Here is an 18651-nt window from a genome sequence, read left to right as displayed (position 1 = left end):
TGACACCCTGGGTGGTGTTGCGCGCGATTTCCCGCACCTGCGGGATGGACATCATTTTAACCGGGCCGGCCGATCACTGCCGCAATACTACGGCGTGGCCAGTTGCGTCTTGCGACGCCGCCTGCTTCACGCCTTCTACTACGCTGCCGCGATAAACCCAGACGGCCGCCACGACGAAGAACCTGTACCGCATGCCTGCATTGCGCTTTCCGACCCGCCAGGAGATTCCTGGCAGTTTCTTCAAGGCGCGCCCGGACCTGTTTTGTTGGCAGCGAAATCCAGTTCCTCGCGCCCTGGCCTTTCAGCCAGACCGCGCATCAGCCACCGGGGCATCTCTTCAAGAACCGCAGGCAAAAAGCCAACGTTTCCAAGAACTTAAGCCGGCACCCACACCGAACCTGCATCGCCGCTCGAAAACACGACCCGGGTTTGCGAACACGCCGTGCCCAGCATCTGCCGGCCTTCGCATCCAGACAATTTCGCGCAGCCCCTGCTTCGCACCTGCTCCGACCATCTCCAGGAACCTGGCGGCCTGACCGAATTCGTATCGCAACCTTCGCTTGCGGTAAAAATCCAGACTTGCCACCGATCTCGCTGGCAATAAACAGATAGGTGAAAATCAAAGAAAGATCGAAATTTGTCTGGGCACGCATACCCAAGCACTTGCCGGGCGGGCTCTTGCCGCTACCCAGATTGCCCCCCAAAATTTTAGGGAAGCCTATAATTCTACTATTCTTTCAAGCAGACATTCAAGCGAGATCCGCCAGTTACCACATGGGCACCATTACCAATCCGGCCGACCTGGCCAAGATGCGCGCCGCCTGCCAGGACGCCGCCAAAGTCCTCGACTTCATCACCCCCTTCGTGAAGCCCGGCGTCACCACCGGTGAACTGGACCGCCTTTGCCTGGAATTCCTGACCGACGAGCTGAAAGTGAAGTCGGCCACGGTGGGCTACGCGCCCCCCGGCTACCCGCCCTTCCCCGGCGCCATCTGTACCTCGGTCAACCATCAGGTATGCCACGGCATCCCCGGCGACAAGGCCCTGAAAAACGGGGACTCACTCAATATCGACGTCACCATCATCAAGGATGGCTGGTTCGGCGACACGAGCCGGATGTACGCGGTGGGCGAGCAGTCGATCCTGTCGCGCCGCCTGACCGACATCACCTTCGAATGCATGTGGAAAGGCATCCAGCAGGTGAAAAACGGGGCCACATTGGGCGACATCGGCAACGCGATCCAGAAGCATGCCGAAGCCAACGGCTTTTCGGTGGTGCGCGAATTCTGCGGCCACGGCATCGGCCAGCGCTTCCATGAAGATCCGCAGGTGCTGCATTATGGCAAACCGGGCACGGGTGTGAAATTGGTGACGGGCATGTTGTTCACCATCGAACCGATGATCAATGCCGGCCGCCGCGAGATCCGCCAGTTGTCCGACGGCTGGACGGTCGTGACCCGCGACCACAGCCTGTCCGCCCAATGGGAGCATGCTGTCTGCGTCACCGACACGGGCTACGAAGTGCTGACCCTGTCGCCCGGCATGCCCCAACCGCCCGCCTTCATTACCGAGCCCATCGTCATTCCCGCCGTCTGACCGGGCCGCCCGCCACCGCTGCTCTTCACCATGACCGCCGAAATCCTTACCTCCCTGCGCGAACGCATCCAGGAATCCCGGCGGGCCGCGGTGGCGCAGTTCCGCGAACACGAACGCCCCGACACGCTGCTGGGCGACCTGCGCCGCATCGTCGACGCGGCGCTGCGCGACCTGGTCAAGCACTGCCCGCTGCCGCTGGGCGCCTCACTGGCCGCCGTGGGCGGCTATGGCCGCGGCGAGCTGTATCCGCATTCCGACGTGGACCTGCTGATCCTGCTGCCCCACGTGCCCACCGCCGAAGACGAATCCGCCATCGAACGGCTGGTGGCCGCGCTCTGGGATCTGGGCCTGGAGCCCGGCCACAGCGTGCGCACCATCGAAGACTGCGAGCGCGAAGCCGATGCCGACATCACGGTGGAAACCGCGCTGCTCGAATCGCGCTGGCTGGCGGGCAGCCGCGTGCTGATGAGGAAATTCGACGCGGCCACCAAATCGCGGCTGGATCCGCGCGCGTTCTTTCGCGCCAAGCGCGTTGAAATGCAGCAGCGCCACGCCCGCTATCACGACACGCCGTACGCGCTGGAACCGAACTGCAAGGAATCGCCGGGGGGCCTGCGCGACCTGCAGGTCATCCTATGGATGGCGCGGGCGGCGGGCTTTGGCAACAACTGGCGGGCAGTTGCCCAGGCCGGGCTGCTGACCTCGTCCGAAGCGCGCGACCTGCGCAAGGCGGAACAGGCGTTCAAGCGCCTGCGCATCGAACTGCACCTGCTGTCGAACCGCCGTGAAGACCGCGTGCTGTTCGACCTGCAACCGGCCCTGGCCGAGGTTTACGGCATCCATGCCACCGCCACGCGGCGCGGCAGCGAACTGCTGATGCAGCGCTATTACTGGGCCGCGCGCCTGGTGACGCAGCTGAACGGCATCCTGGTGCAGAACATCGAAGAACGGCTGTTTCCGCGCCCCGACAGCGATGCGCGCGACATCGACGACGACTTCCGCAACCTGCGCGACCGCCTGGACATCATTCGCGACGACGGTTTCGAGCGCAACCCGACGCTGCTGCTGCGCGCCTTCCTGGTGATGCAGCAGCACCCCGAGCTGACCGGCATGTCGGCGCGCACGCTGCGCGCCATCTGGCATTCGCGCCACCGCATCGACGCGCAGTTCCGCCGCAATCCGGTCAACCGCAAGCTGTTCCTGCAGATCCTGCAGCAGCCACGGGGCATCGTGCATGAACTGCGCCGCATGACGATGCTGAACATCCTGCCGCGCTACCTGCCGGTGTTCCGGCGCATTGTCGGCCAGATGCAGCACGACCTGTTCCATGCCTACACGGTGGACCAGCACACGCTGGCCGTGGTGCGCAACCTGCGCCGCTTCACCATGCCCGAGCACGCCCAGGAATATCCGCTGGCCAGCCAGTTGATCGCCGGGCTGGACCGCCATTGGCTGCTGTACGTGGCGGCGCTGTTCCACGACATCGCCAAGGGCCGCGGCGGCGACCACTCCGAACTGGGCGCGCGCGAAGTGCGCAAGTTCGCGCAAGACCACGGCATGGAGCCCGAAGACACCCGGCTGGTGGAATTCCTGGTGCGCCAGCATTTGCTGATGTCGGCCGTGGCGCAAAAGCGCGACCTGTCCGACCCGGCCGTCATCCAGGATTTCGCCGCCACCGTAAAAGACGAGCGCCACCTGACCGCGCTGTACCTGCTGACGGTGGCCGACATCCGCGGCACCAGCCCCAAGGTCTGGAACGCCTGGAAAGGCAAGCTGCTCGAAGACCTGTACAAGCTGACGCTGGCCGCCCTGGGCGGCGCCCATGCCGACGCGCACACCGTGCTGACCGAACGCAAGGAAGAAGCCGCCCGCCTGACGCGCCTGGCCGGCCTGCGCGACGACGCCCGCGAAGCCTTCTGGAACCAGCTGGACGTGGCGTATTTCCTGCGCCACGACGCCTCGGACATCGCCTGGCACACCCGCCACCTGTACCACCAGGTGGCGCCGGCCCAGGCGGTGGTGCGCGCCCGCCCCACCGAACAGGGCGAAGGCCTGCAGATCATGGTGTACACCCGCGACGCGCCCGACCTGTTCGTGGCCATCTGCGGCTATTTCGACGCCAAGTCGCTGTCGGTGCAGGATGCGCGCATCCATACCACCCGCCACGGCTGGGCGCTGGACAGCTTCATCGTGCTGCTGCCCGAAGGCGCCAGCGACCTGCGGGCCCAGGCCACCCTCGTCGAACACGAGCTGGCCGAGCGCCTGAAGGACACCCGGGCGGCGCAGGCGCAGCCCAGCCGCGGCGGCTATTACGGCCGCGGCCGCCAGTCGCGCATGTCGCGGGTGTTTCCGATCATGCCGCAGGCCGAACTGCAGCCCGACGAACGCAGCACCTCGTGGCGCCTGTCGGTCACCGCGACCGACCGCCCCGGCCTGCTGCACGCCCTGGCGCGGGTCTTTGCCCAGCATGAAGTCAACCTGCTGATGGCCAAGATCATGACGCTGGGCGACCGGGTCGAAGACGTCTTCATCGTCGACGGCTCGGCGCTGGCCCGCCCGCGCAGCCAGATGCAGTTCGAGCGCGACATCCTGGACGCGCTGGCCGGCGACGACGCGCGTCAGCAGGCCGCCTGACTTCCCTGCCCGCACGCCGGCCGTCGCCACCGCGTGCGGGCCGGCGAACGCCCCGCATCGCCAGACCGGCGCCGACCGCATACAATCCGGTTTTCGGCTTGGCGATGCCCTGCGATGGAGCTCAACGAATACTTGCGTGTCCTGGGTACCAGCTTCTTTTTCGCGCTGGCGACCTTGTTGCCATTCCTGAATCCGCCGGCGATCGCCCCCATCTTCCTGTCACTGACCGAAGGCGCGTCATCGGCCACCCGGACGGTGCTGGCCAAGCGGGTTGCCGTGAATGTCGGCCTGATGCTGATCGTGGCCATGGTGGCCGGCAACGTGCTGCTGAGCTTTTTCGGCATCTCGCTGTCGATCGTGCGGGTGGGCGGCGGCCTGCTGGTCATCGCCAGCGCCTGGCGCCTGGTCAACTCGCCCGATGCCGACACCGAACGCGTGGCCCGCATGGCCGAATCGTTCACCCCCGAAATGGCCAAGGCGCGGGCGTTCTACCCGCTGACCTTTCCCATCAGCTGCGGCCCGGGCTCGATCGCCGCGGCCATCACCGTGGGCGTGTCGCTGCGCGACCAGAACCACGTGCTGAGCCTGCTGCGGCTGGGCGGGTCGATTCCCGGCATCATCGTCGTGTCGCTGACGCTGTATGTGTGCCTGCGCTTTGCGGCGCAGATGCTGCACCGGCTGGGCGACAATGGCACCGCCGTGTTCATGCGCATGTCCGCCTTCATCATGCTGTGCCTGGGCGTGCAGATCTTCTGGGAAGGCTCGCGTGAACTGCTGCTGGGCGTGTTGCAGCAAGGCATGCAACCAATTCCGATTCCCAAGGCCTAAGCCCTGCCTGGTCCACCGTCCCGGCGCGCCACACCCGACCCGGGCTGCCGCGACCGGGGCTTACCTCTTGAACCCTTAACGCAGAATCACCATGACTTCCCGTTCAGAACGCCTGCTTCGCCTGATCGCCCTCTTCTGCTTCGGCGCCGTGGGCATTGCCCTGATTTCCCAGTACGCCTTCGACATGCCGCCCTGCGCCTGGTGCGTGATGCAGCGCCTGATCTACCTGGTGATCGGCGTCATAGCCCTGGTGGGCGGCTTTGGCGGCGGCCGCGCGCTGACCCGCGTCTGCGGCAGCCTGGCCGCCCTGCTGGCCGTCACCGGCGTGGCCGCGGCGTGGTACCAGTACAGCGTGGCCGCGAAGATGCTGTCGTGCGACCAGACCTTCGCCGACCGCTTCATGACCGGCATCGGCCTGGACGGCAGCGTGCCCTGGCTGTTCGGCATCTACGCCACCTGCATGGACGCCGTGGTGCCGGTGCTGGGCATCGAGTACGCCCTGTGGAGCCTGGCGCTGTTCGTGATCCTGTTCTTCATGGCGCTGCCCGTCGTGTTCGGACGCGGCCGGCCGGGCGCCCTTTGAAGTACCTGACCGGCTACCCCGAATCTCTGCTGGCGCAGGCCCGCACGCTGCTCGACCAGGGCAAGCTGGGGCCGGCGCTCTTGGCCCGCTATCCCGGCGGCGCGCACGATGTGCGCACCGACCGGGCGCTGTACGACTATGTGGTGGACCTGAAGAACACCTATATCCGCAACGGCGCACCGCTCAGCAAGATCGCATTCGACAGCAAGATCCACGTGATCCAGCACGCGCTGGGCCAGCACACCTTCATTTCGCGCGTGCAGGGCGGCAAGCTCAAGGCCAAGCACGAGATCCGCGTGGCCACGCTGTTCAAGGCGGTGCCCGAGCCATTCCTGAAGATGATCACGGTGCACGAACTGGCCCACCTGAAGGAAAAGGACCACAACAAGGCCTTCTACAACCTGTGCCAGTTGATGGAGCCGCACTACCATCAGTACGAGTTCGACCTGCGGCTGTACCTGACCCATCTGGAGGCCACGCGCCAGCCGCTCTGGAACGTGGCCGCCCAATGACGGCGTCGTGACCTGACGCCTGACCCCAAAAAAAATCGCCGCCCCAAGGGGCGGCGATTTGCATCGCAAAGCGACGTACGCGATCAGGCGTCGTTGGCCGCGTAGCCCATGTTGAACTGCAGGCCGCTGGCGCCTTCGTCCTGACCGGGTTCGGCACGCGACTGGCCCAGGCGGGCCAGGTATTCCGCGGTGATGTCGCCCGTGACGTACTCACCATCGAAGCACGAAGCTTCGAAGCGCGACAGCTTGGGATTGATATCCCGTACGGACTGCTGCATGTCGTGCAGGTCCTGGTAGACCAGGCTGTCGGCACCAATGGCGCGGGCGATTTCTTCGTCGCTGCGGCCGGTGGCGATGAGCTCGCTCTGCGTGGGCATGTCGATGCCGTAGACGTTGGGGAAGCGCACCGGAGGCGCAGCCGAGGCGAAATACACCTTGTTGGCGCCGGCGGCGCGCGCCATGTCGACGATTTCGCGGCTGGTGGTGCCGCGCACGATGGAGTCGTCCACCAGCAGCACGTTCTTGCCCTTGAATTCCATGCCGATGGCGTTGAGCTTCTGGCGCACCGATTTACGGCGCACGGCCTGGCCCGGCATGATGAAGGTGCGGCCGACGTAGCGGTTCTTGATCAGGCCTTCGCGGTAGTCCAGGTTCAAGCGCGCGGCCAGCTGCATGGCGGCCGGACGCGAGGAATCGGGAATCGGCATGACCACGTCGATATCGCCCAGGCGCATGTTGCGCGCGACCTTGTCGGCCAGGTATTCACCCATGCGCAGGCGGGCGTCGTACACCGACACGCCGTCGATCAGCGAATCGGGGCGGGCAAAGTAGACGTATTCGAAGATGCACGGCACCAGCTGGGGGTTGTCGGCGCACTGGCGGCTGACGAAGCGGCCGTCCAGGTCGATGAACACGGCTTCGCCCGGCTCGACGTCGCGCACGAAGGCAAAACCGCTGCCTTCCAGCGCCACGGATTCCGAGGCCACCATCCATTCGACGCCCTCGTCGGTTTCCTGGCGGCCGATGCACAGCGGACGGATGCCGTTGGGATCGCGGAAGGCCAAGAGGCCGTAGCCGGAGATCTGCGCGACCACGGCGTAGGCGCCGCGCACACGCTTGTGCAGGGCCGACACGGCGCGGAAGATCGCGTCGTCGTCCAGCGACACGCCGTTGGCCGAGGACTGCAGCTCGTGCGCCAGCACATTGAGCAGCACTTCGGAGTCGGAGTTGGTGTTGATGTGGCGGCGATCGACGCGGTAGAGCGATTCGCGCAGTTCACGCCAGTTGGTCAGGTTGCCATTGGTGGCGAACATGATGCCGAACGGGGCATTGACGTAGAACGGCTGCGCTTCTTCTTCGCTGGCGCTGGAGCCGGCGGTGGGATAACGCACCTGGCCCACGCCGGACGTGCCCGGCAAGGCGCGCATGTTGCGCGTGCGGAATACGTCGCGCACCAGGCCGTGGGCCTTGTACATATTGAACTGGTTGCCTTGCGACGTCGCAATGCCCGCGGCGTCCTGCCCGCGATGCTGCAACAGCAGCAAGCTGTCATAGAGCAGCTGGTTGACCGGCCCGCGCCCGATGACCCCTACGATTCCACACATGGTGACATTTCCTGGTTGATGTAAAGCCAATCAATACGGCAGCCACGTCGCCAGAGACGGCGGCAGCCACGTCTTGATATGTTTGATGGCCTCGATGGCCGAATGCGAAAACATGGCGTCCTGCCACCAGGGCTCTTGGGGCAGCGGCGTATAGCCGGCGGCGGCGACCAGCGCCAGCACAATCAAGAGACCCCGGGCAAGACCGAACATACCGCCCAGGCCGTGGTCGGCCGGACCCAGTCCGGTGCTGCGGATCAAGGCGGCAAGCGTCATGTTGACCAACCCCACGCCGAGCAGCACGATAATGAAAACCACCGCGTACGAGACACCCATGCGCAGCAGCGTCGTTTCAATATAGGGCTCCAGCCAGGTATAGACCGTGGGCCCCCACCATATCGCGGCCACGAAGGCCAGCAGATAGGCGACCAGCGACAGCACCTCTTTGAGCAAGCCGCGCACCAGGCCCAGCACACCCGATACCGCCAGGATGGCCAGCACGACGAAGTCGAAGCCGGTCACTACTGGGCGGCGGCAATGAAACCGTTGTCGTAGCCCAGGGTGCGCAACCGCGCCTGGGCCGCCTGCGCCGCGTCACGCGAGGGGAACGGCCCCACGCGCAGGCGGTACTGCTGCTTGCCTCCGATGGAAGCCTGCTCGACGAATGCATTGGTGACGCCGGCCTGGTGCAGCTTGTCGCGCCGCGATTGCGCGTCTTCGGACGTGGTGTACGCGGCGATCTGCAGCACGAAATTGCCCTTGGCGGCAGCCGGCTTGGGCGCGGGCGTGGCGGCGGCGGGCGCCGAGCGCCCTTCCAGCAGCGCCAGCGCGCGGGCGCCGTCGTCGGAACGGGTTTCAGGCTTGGGCGCGGCCGGCTTGGGCTCGGGCTTGGTTTCCGGCTTGGGCGGCGTGGCCTGGGCCGTGCGCGGCGGCGTGACGGCCGGCGGCGTGGCCACAGGCGGCGTCGTCGTGGCCGGCGGCGTGGTCGCGGGCGGCGTGGCGGTCTGCGGCTGCGCCGACGTGACCGGCGGCGGCGTGGGAATATTGGGCGGCTCGTTGGGCGCGGTGCCCTGCGCCGCAGGCGTGGTGGCGGGCGCGGCGCCAGCCTGGGGTTCGCTTACCTGGGGCTGGAACGGCGTATTGCGGTCCGGCACCCGGATGGGGATGTTGTCGGCAACGGGGACGGGCTGGGAATCCAGCACCATGGGAAGAATGATGACGGCCGCCAGCACCAGCGCGATGGCGCCTGCCAATCTGCGCCGAGCGCGTCCGCGCAGTTCCGCCGCCTGGACCTCGCTAGGCACCGCCGCCCGTTTGGAGGGCTGCGCCTGGTCGGCAGGATCTTTGCGATTGAAAAAACCCATGGGAGAGAATTCCTTGCCTACGTGTTTTTTGCTTACGCCTTGCGGCCCAGCGACTGCAAAACCGAGGCCACGGTGAGAAACGAGCCAAACACCACGATTCTATCATTCTCGCCCGCTCGTTCGCGCGCTGCGGCAAAGGCCAGCGCGGGGTCGGCGTAAGCCGACACGCCAGGCGCCTGGCCCCCTGCGGGCGCGGCCGGCAAGGCGGCGGCGACCTGATCGGCCAGGGCCTGGCCGGTACCGCCGCGCGGGCCGGGCAGGCCGGCGCAGAACCAGTGGTCAATGCGTGCGCCCAGCTTGGCCACGACGCCGGACAGGTCCTTGTCGTTGAGCATGCCGAACACCGCATAGGTGTAGGGATGAAAGCCCATGTTGTCCAGGTTCTGGGCCAGCACGGCCGCGGCGTGCGGGTTGTGGGCCACGTCCAGGATGATCGTGGGCTGGCCCGGCAGGATCTGGAAGCGGCCGGGCAGCGATGCCTGCAGCAGGCCCTGGCGCACGGCCTGGGCCGGCACCGGCAGGCGGTCGCGCACGGATTCCAGCGCGGCCAGCGCGGCCGAGGCGTTCAGCAGCTGGTTGGCGCCGCGCAGCGCCGGGTAGGCCAGCGCGCCGCGGCGCTGTTCACGTCCGCCGTAGGCCCACTGCTGGCGGTCGCCGGAATAATTGAAGTCGCGGCCGAACAGCCAGAGATCGGCGCCGATTTTCTCGACGTGGTCCAGCAGCGACTGCGGCGGCACGGGGTCGCTGCAGATGGCGGGCCGGCCGGCGCGGTAGATGTGGGCTTTTTCGAAGCCGATCTTTTCGCGGGTGTCGCCCAGCCAGTCGGTGTGGTCCAGGTCGACGCTGGTGACGACGGAACAGTCGGCATCGATGATGTTGACGGCGTCCAGGCGGCCGCCCAGGCCGACTTCGAGCACCACGGCGTCCAGGCGCGACTGGGCAAAGAGACGCAGGATGGCCAGGGTGGTGAATTCGAAGTACGTCAGCGAGGTTTCACCCCGCGCGGCTTCGACAGCGACGAATTGTTCGATCAGGGCCGCGTCGGTGGCGATCTGGCCATTGACACGGGCGCGCTCGTTGAAATCGATGAGGTGGGGCGACGTGTACAGCCCGACCTTGTAGCCCGCGGCCAGCAGGATGGCTTCGAGCATGGCGCAGGTGGAGCCCTTGCCGTTGGTGCCGCCCACCACGAATTTCACGCCGGACAGTTCCAGGTCCATGCGCGCGGCCACCTCGCGTACGCGGTCCAGACCCATGTCGATGGCCGTGGCGTGGATGGATTCCAGGTATTGCAGCCAGTCGGACAGGGTGGCGGAAGCGTCGGGCGTGCGGGCAGAAGGCATGTCGGGGTCGCAAAGGAAGTCAGCCTGCCATTTTAACAGTGCACGGCCCGTGTTTTCCCTAATCCCCCAGGGAGCGCAGCGGTATGCCCGAGGAAAAACCACTTGCCGATGTTTTTTTCATACGTGAAAATAAATTCACATATGAAAACTCAAAAGGAAGAGACATGACGCAGCAAAAGACCCCGGCCTGGCTGGTCCGGGAAGCGGACGTTCCCGGCTACCACCCCGCCAACCACACCGGCACGCTGAACCGGCGGCTGATCGGCCCGGACACGGTGGGCGCGCGCGGCGTGGAGGTGCTGCTGGGCGTGATCGACAAGGGCAAGGGCGCGCTGCCGCACGCCCACCCGGGCATCGAGCAGGTCTGTTACCTGCTGTCGGGCACCGCCCGCGCGCAGGTCCAGGACGAATGGGCCGACATGGGCCCGGGCGACTGCTGCTATTTCCCGCCGGACATCCCGCACGTGTTCACCGTCACCAGCGACGAGCCCGCCCGCCTGCTGGTGATCTACACGCCGCCGTATGAAGAATCCCCCGACCGCGTGATCCGGAACTTCCCGGCGGCCGGCGCCTGAAGCGCCGCGCAGACCGGCGGCGATTCAGCCCCCAGATTTCCCCCCAAGAAAACCAGGCAGCGGCCGCAGAGCCGCGCCCGGCATCCCCACCAGGAGACAACCCCATGCAAGCCCTGAGACTATTTGCCGCCCTGCTCGCCAGCGGCGCCACGCTGCTCGCGCAACCCGCCGCCCACGCCGCGGCGGACTATCCCAACAAGCCCATCACCCTGATCGTGCCCTTCCCGGCCGGCTCGGGCACCGACGCGGTCGGCCGCATCTTCGGCGTCGAACTGTCGGCCATCCTGGGCCAACAGGTGGTGGTGGAAAACAAGCCCGGCGCCAATGCCACCATCGCGGCCAGCTACGTGGCGCGGGCGCGTCCGGACGGCTACACGCTGTTCGTCACCACCAATACCTCGCACTCGGCCGCCCCCTGGCTGATGAAGAACATTCCGTACGACCCGGTCAAGGATTTCACGCCGATCGCCCGCGGCGGCAACCTGCCGTTCATCCTGGTTGCCAACCCCAAGCGCCCCTGGAAGTCGGTGGCCGACCTGGTGGCCGATGCGCGCCAGCATCCCGGCCGCATCACCTACGCCAGCGGCAACAGCACCGGCATCGTGGCCGGCGCCACGCTGGCCAACCGCGCCAAGATCGACATCCTGCACGTGCCCTACAAGGGCACCCCGCAAGGCCTGACCGACGTGGTCGGCGGCCAGGTCGACTTCATGTTCACCGACCTGGCATCGGGCCTGCCGTTCGTGCAGTCGGGCCAGTTGCGCGCGCTGGCGGTATCCACCGCCGAGCGCAGCGCCATCGTGCCGGACCTGCCGTCCATGGCCGAATCGGGCGTGCCGGATTTCGACCTGAATTCCTGGAACGGCTATTTCGGCCCGGCCGGCATGCCGCCGGAGGTGGTCGCCAAGCTGAACGACGCCATCAATCAGATCGTGGCCAAGCCCGATGTGCGCAAGCGCCTGGCCGGCCTGGGCTTTGACGCCTTTTCGAGCACGCCGGACGCCTTCGCCCAATTCGTCGGCGAACAGCGCGACCTGTGGGGCAAGTTGATTCGCGACGCGGGGATCGAGCAGCAATGACGCAAGCTTCGACTACGCCCGCCGCCCCAGGCGCAGGCCCCCTGGCCGGCGTGCGCATCCTGGACCTGAGCTCGGTGGTGATGGGGCCCTATGCCACGCAGGTGCTGGCCGACCTGGGCGCCGACGTCATCAAGGTGGAATCGCCTTTGGGTGACAACATGCGGGCCGTCGGCCCCATGCGCAACCCGGGCATGGGCCACCTGTACCTGCACCTGAACCGCAACAAGCGGTCGGTGGTGCTGGACCTGAAGACGCCGGAAGGCCGCGAGGCCTGCCTGCGGCTGGCCGAGAGCTGCGACGCCCTGCTCTACAACATCCGCCCCCAGGCGATGGCCCGGCTGGGCCTGTCGTATGAAGCGGTGGCGGCGCGCAACCCGCGCATCGTCTACCTGGGCGCCTATGGCTTCGGCGAGGCCGGCCCTTACGCAGGCCGGCCCGCCTATGACGACCTGATCCAGGGGCAGACCGGCATCGCCGCGCTGTCGGCGCAGCAAAGCGGCGACGTGCCGCGCTATGCACCCTTGACGCTGGCCGACCGCGCGGTGGGGCTGCACGTGGGCATCGCGCTGGTGTCGGCGGTGCTGCATGCCCGCGCCAGCGGCCACGGCCAGCAAGTGGAGATTCCGATGTTCGAAGGCATGGCGCACCTGGTGCTGGGCGACCACCTGGGCGGGGCCACCTTCGAGCCGCCGCTGGGCCCCACCGGCTATGCGCGCCTGCTGGCGCCGCACCGCCGGCCCTACGCCACGGCCGACGGCTACCTGTGCCTGTTGATCTACAACGACAAGCACTGGCGCAATTTCTTCGACCTGATCGGCCAGCCCGAGCTGGCCGACGACCCTCGTTTTTGCACCCATGGCGCGCGGGCGGCGCATATCAGCGAGGTGTACGCCTTTGTCGCCGAGGTGATCCGCACGCGGGCGACAAAGGCCTGGCTGGCAGACCTGGCGCGGGCCGATATTCCGGCCTCCCAGCTGTACACGGTGGACGACCTGTTGCAGGACGAACACCTGACGGCCACCGGCTTCGTGCAGGACGTGGACCACCCCACCGAGGGGCGCCTGCGCACCCCTGCCCCGCTGGGCCGCTATCAAGGCACGCCCACGTCCCTGCGCCGCCCGGCCCCCACGCTGGGCCAGCACAGCCGCGAAGTACTGGCCGAAGCCGGCTACGACGACGCCGGCATCGCCGCCCTGTTCGCCCACCGCATCACCCAAGACGGAACCGACTGATGGACTTTGCATTCACTCCCGACCAATTGGCGCTACGCGACGCCGTGTCCCGCATCTGCGACCGCTACCCCGACGAATACTGGCTGGAACGCGACCGCGAAGGCGGTTTTCCCGAGCCGCTGCATGCCGACCTGGCGCGCGACGGCTGGCTGGGCATCGCCATGCCGCAGGAATACGGCGGCGCCGGTCTGGGCATGACCGAAGCCGCCCTGATGATGCAGACCATTGCGGCATCGGGCGCGGGCTTCACCGGCGCGTCCGCCGTGCACATGAACATCTTCGGGTTGAATCCGGTGGTGGTGTTCGGCAGCGACGAACAGCGCGCCCGCTGGCTGGAGCCACTGATCGCCGGCCGCGAAAAGGCCTGCTTCGCCGTGACCGAGCCGGACGCCGGGCTGGACACCACCAAGCTGAGCACCCGCGCCGTGCGCGAAGGCGACGAATACGTGGTGCACGGCCGCAAGATCTGGATCTCGACCGCCCAGGTCGCCAGCAAGATGCTGCTGCTGGCCCGCACCACCCCGCTGTCCGAGGTGGCCAAGCCCACCCAGGGCCTGTCGCTGTTCTATACCGATCTGGACCGAAGCAAGATCGAGGTGCGCGAGATCGAGAAGATGGGCCGCAAGGCGGTCGATTCGAACATGCTGTTCATCGACGGCCTGCGCATTCCGGCGGCTGACCGCATTGGCGAAGAAGGCCGCGGCTTCGAATACATCCTGCACGGGCTGAACCCGGAACGCATCCTGATCGCGGCCGAAGCCGTGGGCATCGGCCGCGCCGCGCTGGACCGGGCAGTGAAGTATGCCGGCGAACGCACGGTGTTCGGCCGGCCCATCGGCCAGAACCAGGGCATCCAGCACCCCTTGGCGCAAGCCTGGATGCAGCTGGAAGCCGCCGACCTGATGGTGTTCAAGGCGGCCAGCCTGTACGACGCGGGCCAGCCCTGCGGCCCGGCGGCCAACGCCGCCAAGTACCTGGCGGCCGAAGCCGGCTACAACGCCTGCCAGACGGCGGTGATGACGCTGGGCGGCATGGGGTACGCCAAGGAATACCACGTGGAACGGCTGCTGCGCGAAAGCTTCATTCCGCGCATCGCCCCGGTCAGCCCGCAGCTGATCATGTGCTTCATTGCGGAAAAGGTGCTGGGGCTGCCGAAGTCTTATTGAAGCTAGGACTGCTGTTCCAGCCCCGTGCAGGCCGCCCGCAGGATGCGGGCGTATTCTTCCTGGTGCGGCTCGATGCGATAGATCGGGCCGCCCACCGAAATCGCATAGTGCTCGCCCGACAGCGTGACGGGCCAGGCGATGGCGCCGACGTCGGCGATGGATTCGCCGCTGTTCATGAACCAGCCGCGCTGGCGCGAGTGTTCGAGGTCGCCCAGGACCGCCTCGCGCGTGACCAGCGTGCGCTCGTTGTAGCGCGTCAGCGGCGTCGCCCCCAGCAGGGCATCCCGGCCGGCGTCATCCATCAGCGACATCAGGGCTTTACCCAGCGAATTGGCGTGTACGTCCTTGAACTCGCCGGCAACAGGTGCGTATCGGATCGTATGGGGCGAATCCAGCACATCCAGGTAGACCACCCGGCCGTCCTGCGTCAGCTTGGCGAAGACGACGGTTTCTCGTGTTGCGTCCCTTAATTCAACCAGACTGGGATAGACGCGGTCCAGCACGGGATCGGCGCGGGCGATGCGCTGCGCCATCGCCAACAGGCGTCCGGTCGGGTAATAGCCCTGGCGGCGCCCGGTTTCGTACAGATAGCCCAGGCCCGTCAGGGTGCGGATCAGGGCCAGGCAGCTGGACACCGGCACATCCAGCAGGCGGGCCAGCTCGGACAGGGGCAGTGCGCGCTTCTCCCGGGCGTAGGTTTCGATGATTTCTATGACTCGCAACGCCGTTTTGACACTCATTGCCCGATCCGAACTGTTTAGCACGTGAAACATCTGTCCCCGCAGGGGGCTAAAGTTCCCTGCGAGGGTGCCGTTATCGTAGCTGAGAATTCCCTGAAAACAGCGCGTTCCTCCGAGACGCCCACCTCGCCGTTGGAGTGATCATGGCCGTAACCCCCTTAGCCCCCGCAACGTTCGCGCCGGTGTCGGTCGCCGCGACGCCCGTCGTCGCCGACCCGTCCGTCACCGTCGCGCCGCCCGTGGCGAGCACCAACAGCGGGGGTACCGACTCCGCCACGTCCGAGCAGTCCAACTCGCAGAAGCTGCCGCTGGAAAAAGCGCTGGACGAGATCAACGACCAGATGAAGGCCTGGTCGACCCAGCTGCAGTTCGAGATCGACCCGAACGTGCACCAGGTCGTGGTGTCGGTGGTGGACGCCAATACGGGGGACGTCATCCGCACCATCCCCAGTGAAGCCCTGCTCAAGATCGCCAAAATGATCGTGAACATGCAGGGAAATGGCATCAAAACCACGGCTTGATATGGCCCCGAATATTTTCTGCTGTGCCCGTTTTGGCGCCATTCGATGACAGAAGCATCGAATTAGGCCCGCCTTATGCCCTTACCCGGCCAATCGCCGGCACCCTATTTTTGACAGAATCGCATCGCTAGGAAGGAATTTCACATGGCCTCTATCACTAACCTCGGTTCAGTTTCCGGTTTGCCCCTGGAAAAGATCCTGTCGGACCTGCAGGCCGCCGAGGATAAGAAGCTCTCGATCTACACGGATCGCGCGGCCAGCTACAAGACCCGCATCGACGCCTATGCGCAGCTGCAAAGCGCGCTGGAAGCCGTGCAGAAATCGGCCGGCGTGCTCGGCAAACCCGAAACGATGTCCGCCATCAAGGGCAGCGTCACGGGCGGCACCGCCTTGACGGCCGTCATCACGGCCGAAGGCGCGCTTGCGGGCAAGCCGGGCGCCGTGGCCGGTCAATACACGATCGCCGTGAACACCCTGGCACGCGCCCAAAGCCTGCAATCGGGCGCCGTGGCCGACCGTACCGCCAAGAACGGCGACACGGGTTCCTTTGAAGTGGAGCTGGCCAATGGCACCAAGCACACGGTCGACCTGAAGGGCGATACGTCGCTGAACGGCATCGTCAAGGCCATCAATGCCGACGACAAGTCCGGCCTGCGCGCGACCGTCATCAACGACGGCAACGGTAACAACTACCTGATGCTGACGGCCAAGGACACCGGCGTCCAGGCCGCGGTGAAGAACATCACGGTGACGGGCGACCAGTCGCTCAAGAACGTGCTGAGCTTCAGCACCGCCGCCGACGGCACCACCACCGGCATGACCCAGACCAAGCCCGCCGACGCCGAATTGGTCATCAACGGTCTCACCGTCAAGAGCGGCTCGAACAGCATTTCGACGGCCATCGACGGCGTCACGCTGAACCTGACCGAAACGACCCTGCCGGACAAGCCGATCACCCTGAAGCTGGAATCGGACACGTCCGTCGCCAACAAGGCCATCCAGGACTTCGTCAAGAACTACAACGCTCTGCAGTCGACCATCAAGAACCTGACGGCCTTCGACCCCAAGGCAGCCACCAACATGCCGCTGACCGGCGACGGCACCACGCGCTCGATCCAGTCGTCGATGACCAGCGCACTGCAAGCGGTGCTGGGCGAGGGCACCGTGCGTTCCCTGGCGGACCTGGGCATCACCACCGACCCGCAGACGCGCCAGTTGAAGCTGGACCAGACCAAGCTGGACAAGGCCCTGGCCGAGAACCCCGGCGACCTCACCAAACTGCTGTCGGGCGATAACGGCCTGGCCAAGAATTTCGAGGCCGCGTTCAAGGACGTGCTGGGCACCAACGGCTCGTTGAAGACCCGTACCGACGGTCTGAACAAGACCATGAGCGACCTGGACGCTCAGCAAAAACGCGCCAAGGCCTCGAGCGATGCGGAAATGGACCAGATGCGCACCCGCTTCGTCGCCTTGGACAAATTCGTTGCCCAGACCAGCGTCACCGCCAACTACCTGACCCAACAATTTGCGGCGATGAACAAATCGAGCAAATAACCTGTAGAAGATGCATTAATGACTTACGCCGCCCGCCGTCCCACAGGGTCCCACTCTGTCCGCTCCTACGCCGATATCGGCCTGGAAACCCAGGTGCTGGGCGCGAGCCCCGAGCGGCTGATCACCCTGTTGTATCTGGGGGCCCGGGCGGCGATCGGGCAGGCACGCATCCACATGCAGGAAGGCCGGATTGCCGATCGCGGCGCGGCTATCTCGAAAGCGATCAAGATCGTCGATGAAGGGTTGAAGACGGGGTTGAACATGGAGGCTGGCGGCGACATCGCCGCCAACCTCGCCAGGCTCTACGATTACATCGTCCGCACTTTGCTGATGGCGAATCTGAAAGCGGATGCCGAGCAACTCGACATCGCCGACCGCCTGCTGGCGGACCTGGCCGAGGCTTGGCAGACTTCCATCGACCGACCGGCTGGCGTGACGCAGCCCTGATGGCCCATTCCACGATTTCAGCCAGCCATCGAACGCCCGAGATTTCCATGACGTCCCTTACCCAGTACTCCTCTCCCATCCTGGAACACTACCAGGAGATCGCCCTTATCACGGGCGAAATGCTGACGGCCGCCCAGGCTGGCGACTGGGATGCGGCGATGGTCCATGGGCAGCAGTATTGCGAGCTGGTCGAGCGCCTGCGCGCCGCCGAACCCAAAGCGCCGCTGGACGAGGCGGGCCGCGCCATGAAATACGACCTGCTCGTGCGCATCCTGGAAAACGATGCCCTCACGCGCGACCTGGCGCTTCCGCAACTGGCCCGGCTGGGCGAACTGCTCGGCCGCATGAAGCGCCAGCAGACCCTGCTTTCGGCCTACGGCTACCAGGCGTCTGAAGAATGAGCGTAGGTCCCGCGGCACTCGGCAACGTCCTGGTGCAGCGGTTGGACGCCGTGCTTGGCACGACCATGTCCGCCGCGAACGCCAATCAGGTGTCGGGCGCACGGCCCGATGCGGTCAGCCAGCCTGCCGGCCTGGATCGTCCCGGCTCGGCCGATGGTTCCAACCGCGACGCACGCCAAGGCGTGCAGACGGGCGGCGCCCGTGGCGACCGCCCGCCGACCGTTGTCGACGCCAAGACAGCCGCCGCGCTGGCGCTGGCTGCGCGTGGCCTGGTCACCAGCAGCGACACCACGGCATCGGCCCCGACCACGCTGGGCACCACCGCGCGCGCCATCCTGGCGCTGCTGGCCCAATACCCTGAAGCCGCCCCCGCGGTGCAAGGCCGCGCGCCGCTCTGGACGCCGGACACTGCGGCGCCGCCAGCCGGCACGCCCGCACAGCCGGCCGCCGGCCAGCCTGCGGCGCAGCCACCCGC

General features: G+C 66.3%; 18 protein-coding genes and 1 pseudogene. 14 read left to right on the top strand and 5 right to left on the bottom strand.

The window, feature by feature from the left end; genetic code table 11:
- The first annotated feature begins 774 nt into the window (after positions 1–774).
- The 5 genes from map to HV798_RS28580 all read left to right on the top strand — a co-directional run bounded on the left by map (position 775) and on the right by HV798_RS28580 (position 6153).
- The gene (gene map / locus HV798_RS28600; RefSeq protein WP_175194329.1) at positions 775–1596 is read left to right on the top strand and encodes a type I methionyl aminopeptidase; all 822 of its coding nucleotides are present in this window, start codon (positions 775–777) and stop codon (positions 1594–1596) included.
- A 30-nt stretch (positions 1597–1626) separates the two neighbouring features.
- Positions 1627–4230: a [protein-PII] uridylyltransferase gene (locus tag HV798_RS28595; protein ID WP_175194331.1), complete on the top strand. Its 2604-nt coding sequence runs from the start codon at positions 1627–1629 to the stop codon at positions 4228–4230.
- 114 nt (positions 4231–4344) lie between these two features.
- Positions 4345–5058, top strand: coding sequence for a MarC family protein (locus HV798_RS28590; RefSeq protein WP_025138848.1), 714 nt, complete (start codon positions 4345–4347; stop codon positions 5056–5058).
- A 91-nt stretch (positions 5059–5149) separates the two neighbouring features.
- Positions 5150–5641 (top strand): disulfide bond formation protein B, encoded by a 492-nt coding sequence (locus HV798_RS28585; protein ID WP_175194333.1) that lies wholly within the window; start codon positions 5150–5152, stop codon positions 5639–5641.
- Positions 5638–6153, top strand: a complete 516-nt coding sequence (locus tag HV798_RS28580; protein ID WP_175194335.1) for a M48 metallopeptidase family protein — start codon at positions 5638–5640, stop codon at positions 6151–6153. Before HV798_RS28585 ends, HV798_RS28580 begins: the two co-directional genes overlap by 4 nt.
- A gap of 83 nt (positions 6154–6236) precedes the next feature.
- Here HV798_RS28580 and purF read toward each other — a convergent pair whose 3' ends face one another.
- Genes purF through folC form a run of 4 tightly spaced genes read right to left on the bottom strand, consistent with a single transcriptional unit; the run spans position 6237 to position 10461 of the window.
- The gene (gene purF, locus HV798_RS28575; RefSeq protein WP_175194337.1) at positions 6237–7757 is read right to left on the bottom strand and encodes an amidophosphoribosyltransferase; all 1521 of its coding nucleotides are present in this window, start codon (positions 7755–7757) and stop codon (positions 6237–6239) included.
- A gap of 30 nt (positions 7758–7787) precedes the next feature.
- The gene (locus HV798_RS28570) at positions 7788–8276 is read right to left on the bottom strand and encodes a CvpA family protein (RefSeq protein WP_025138852.1); all 489 of its coding nucleotides are present in this window, start codon (positions 8274–8276) and stop codon (positions 7788–7790) included.
- Positions 8276–9118, bottom strand: coding sequence for an SPOR domain-containing protein (locus HV798_RS28565; RefSeq protein ID WP_175216613.1), 843 nt, complete (start codon positions 9116–9118; stop codon positions 8276–8278). The genes HV798_RS28570 and HV798_RS28565 overlap by 1 nt, the downstream gene beginning before the upstream one ends.
- A gap of 32 nt (positions 9119–9150) precedes the next feature.
- Positions 9151–10461, bottom strand: coding sequence for a bifunctional tetrahydrofolate synthase/dihydrofolate synthase (gene folC / locus HV798_RS28560; RefSeq protein WP_175196667.1), 1311 nt, complete (start codon positions 10459–10461; stop codon positions 9151–9153).
- Between the two features lie 164 nt (positions 10462–10625).
- On the opposite strand from folC, the gene HV798_RS28555 reads away from it, so the two are divergent.
- From HV798_RS28555 to HV798_RS28540, 4 genes are all read left to right on the top strand, one after another.
- The gene (locus HV798_RS28555; protein WP_025138855.1) at positions 10626–11036 is read left to right on the top strand and encodes a cupin domain-containing protein; all 411 of its coding nucleotides are present in this window, start codon (positions 10626–10628) and stop codon (positions 11034–11036) included.
- A 104-nt stretch (positions 11037–11140) separates the two neighbouring features.
- Complete coding sequence (locus HV798_RS28550; RefSeq protein ID WP_175196665.1) at positions 11141–12115, top strand: Bug family tripartite tricarboxylate transporter substrate binding protein; 975 nt, start codon at positions 11141–11143, stop codon at positions 12113–12115.
- Positions 12112–13347 carry a CaiB/BaiF CoA transferase family protein gene (locus HV798_RS28545; RefSeq protein WP_175196663.1) on the top strand — a complete coding sequence of 412 codons (1236 nt, stop codon included), beginning with the start codon at positions 12112–12114 and terminating at the stop codon, positions 13345–13347. Before HV798_RS28550 ends, HV798_RS28545 begins: the two co-directional genes overlap by 4 nt.
- Positions 13347–14513, top strand: coding sequence for an acyl-CoA dehydrogenase family protein (locus HV798_RS28540; protein ID WP_175196661.1), 1167 nt, complete (start codon positions 13347–13349; stop codon positions 14511–14513). Before HV798_RS28545 ends, HV798_RS28540 begins: the two co-directional genes overlap by 1 nt.
- A gap of 2 nt (positions 14514–14515) precedes the next feature.
- On the opposite strand, the gene HV798_RS28535 is transcribed toward HV798_RS28540, so the two are convergent.
- Entirely contained in the window at positions 14516–15253 is a 738-nt protein-coding gene (locus HV798_RS28535; protein WP_025138859.1) for an IclR family transcriptional regulator, read from the bottom strand.
- Positions 15254–15396: 143 nt separating this feature from the next.
- Between HV798_RS28535 and HV798_RS28530 the strand changes: the two genes are divergently transcribed.
- The 5 genes and pseudogenes from HV798_RS28530 to HV798_RS28510 form a co-directional block, all read left to right on the top strand.
- A complete protein-coding gene (locus HV798_RS28530; protein ID WP_025138860.1) occupies positions 15397–15774 on the top strand; it encodes a flagellar protein FlaG in 378 nt (125 codons plus the stop codon).
- A gap of 144 nt (positions 15775–15918) precedes the next feature.
- Entirely contained in the window at positions 15919–17328 is a 1410-nt protein-coding gene (fliD, locus tag HV798_RS28525) for a flagellar filament capping protein FliD (protein ID WP_175196659.1), read from the top strand.
- A gap of 18 nt (positions 17329–17346) precedes the next feature.
- A complete protein-coding gene (gene fliS, locus HV798_RS28520) occupies positions 17347–17775 on the top strand; it encodes a flagellar export chaperone FliS (RefSeq protein ID WP_025138862.1) in 429 nt (142 codons plus the stop codon).
- A 47-nt stretch (positions 17776–17822) separates the two neighbouring features.
- The gene (locus HV798_RS28515; protein WP_025138863.1) at positions 17823–18176 is read left to right on the top strand and encodes a flagellar protein FliT; all 354 of its coding nucleotides are present in this window, start codon (positions 17823–17825) and stop codon (positions 18174–18176) included.
- A pseudogene (locus HV798_RS28510) lies at positions 18173–18651 on the top strand (flagellar hook-length control protein FliK); the annotation flags it as partial. The gene HV798_RS28515 and the pseudogene HV798_RS28510, both read left to right, overlap by 4 nt.

This window comes from Achromobacter deleyi, from assembly GCF_902859705.1.
Classification (GTDB): Bacteria; Pseudomonadota; Gammaproteobacteria; order Burkholderiales; family Burkholderiaceae_B; genus Achromobacter; species Achromobacter deleyi.
This window is presented reverse-complemented; position numbering and strand designations above follow the sequence as displayed.

What these genes read in the sequence shown, in the direction of transcription:
- map (WP_175194329.1), top strand. Translation starts at nt 775, where the DNA reads ATGGGCACCATTACCAATCCGGCCGACCTGGCCAAGATGCGCGCCGCC.
- HV798_RS28595 (WP_175194331.1), top strand. Translation starts at nt 1,627, where the DNA reads ATGACCGCCGAAATCCTTACCTCCCTGCGCGAACGCATCCAGGAATCC.
- HV798_RS28590 (WP_025138848.1), top strand. Translation starts at nt 4,345, where the DNA reads ATGGAGCTCAACGAATACTTGCGTGTCCTGGGTACCAGCTTCTTTTTC.
- HV798_RS28585 (WP_175194333.1), top strand. Translation starts at nt 5,150, where the DNA reads ATGACTTCCCGTTCAGAACGCCTGCTTCGCCTGATCGCCCTCTTCTGC.
- purF (WP_175194337.1), bottom strand. Translation starts at nt 7,757, where the DNA reads ATGTGTGGAATCGTAGGGGTCATCGGGCGCGGGCCGGTCAACCAGCTG.
- HV798_RS28565 (WP_175216613.1), bottom strand. Translation starts at nt 9,118, where the DNA reads ATGGGTTTTTTCAATCGCAAAGATCCTGCCGACCAGGCGCAGCCCTCC.
- folC (WP_175196667.1), bottom strand. Translation starts at nt 10,461, where the DNA reads ATGCCTTCTGCCCGCACGCCCGACGCTTCCGCCACCCTGTCCGACTGG.
- HV798_RS28555 (WP_025138855.1), top strand. Translation starts at nt 10,626, where the DNA reads ATGACGCAGCAAAAGACCCCGGCCTGGCTGGTCCGGGAAGCGGACGTT.
- HV798_RS28550 (WP_175196665.1), top strand. Translation starts at nt 11,141, where the DNA reads ATGCAAGCCCTGAGACTATTTGCCGCCCTGCTCGCCAGCGGCGCCACG.
- HV798_RS28545 (WP_175196663.1), top strand. Translation starts at nt 12,112, where the DNA reads ATGACGCAAGCTTCGACTACGCCCGCCGCCCCAGGCGCAGGCCCCCTG.
- HV798_RS28540 (WP_175196661.1), top strand. Translation starts at nt 13,347, where the DNA reads ATGGACTTTGCATTCACTCCCGACCAATTGGCGCTACGCGACGCCGTG.
- HV798_RS28535 (WP_025138859.1), bottom strand. Translation starts at nt 15,253, where the DNA reads ATGAGTGTCAAAACGGCGTTGCGAGTCATAGAAATCATCGAAACCTAC.
- HV798_RS28530 (WP_025138860.1), top strand. Translation starts at nt 15,397, where the DNA reads ATGGCCGTAACCCCCTTAGCCCCCGCAACGTTCGCGCCGGTGTCGGTC.
- fliD (WP_175196659.1), top strand. Translation starts at nt 15,919, where the DNA reads ATGGCCTCTATCACTAACCTCGGTTCAGTTTCCGGTTTGCCCCTGGAA.
- fliS (WP_025138862.1), top strand. Translation starts at nt 17,347, where the DNA reads ATGACTTACGCCGCCCGCCGTCCCACAGGGTCCCACTCTGTCCGCTCC.
- HV798_RS28515 (WP_025138863.1), top strand. Translation starts at nt 17,823, where the DNA reads ATGACGTCCCTTACCCAGTACTCCTCTCCCATCCTGGAACACTACCAG.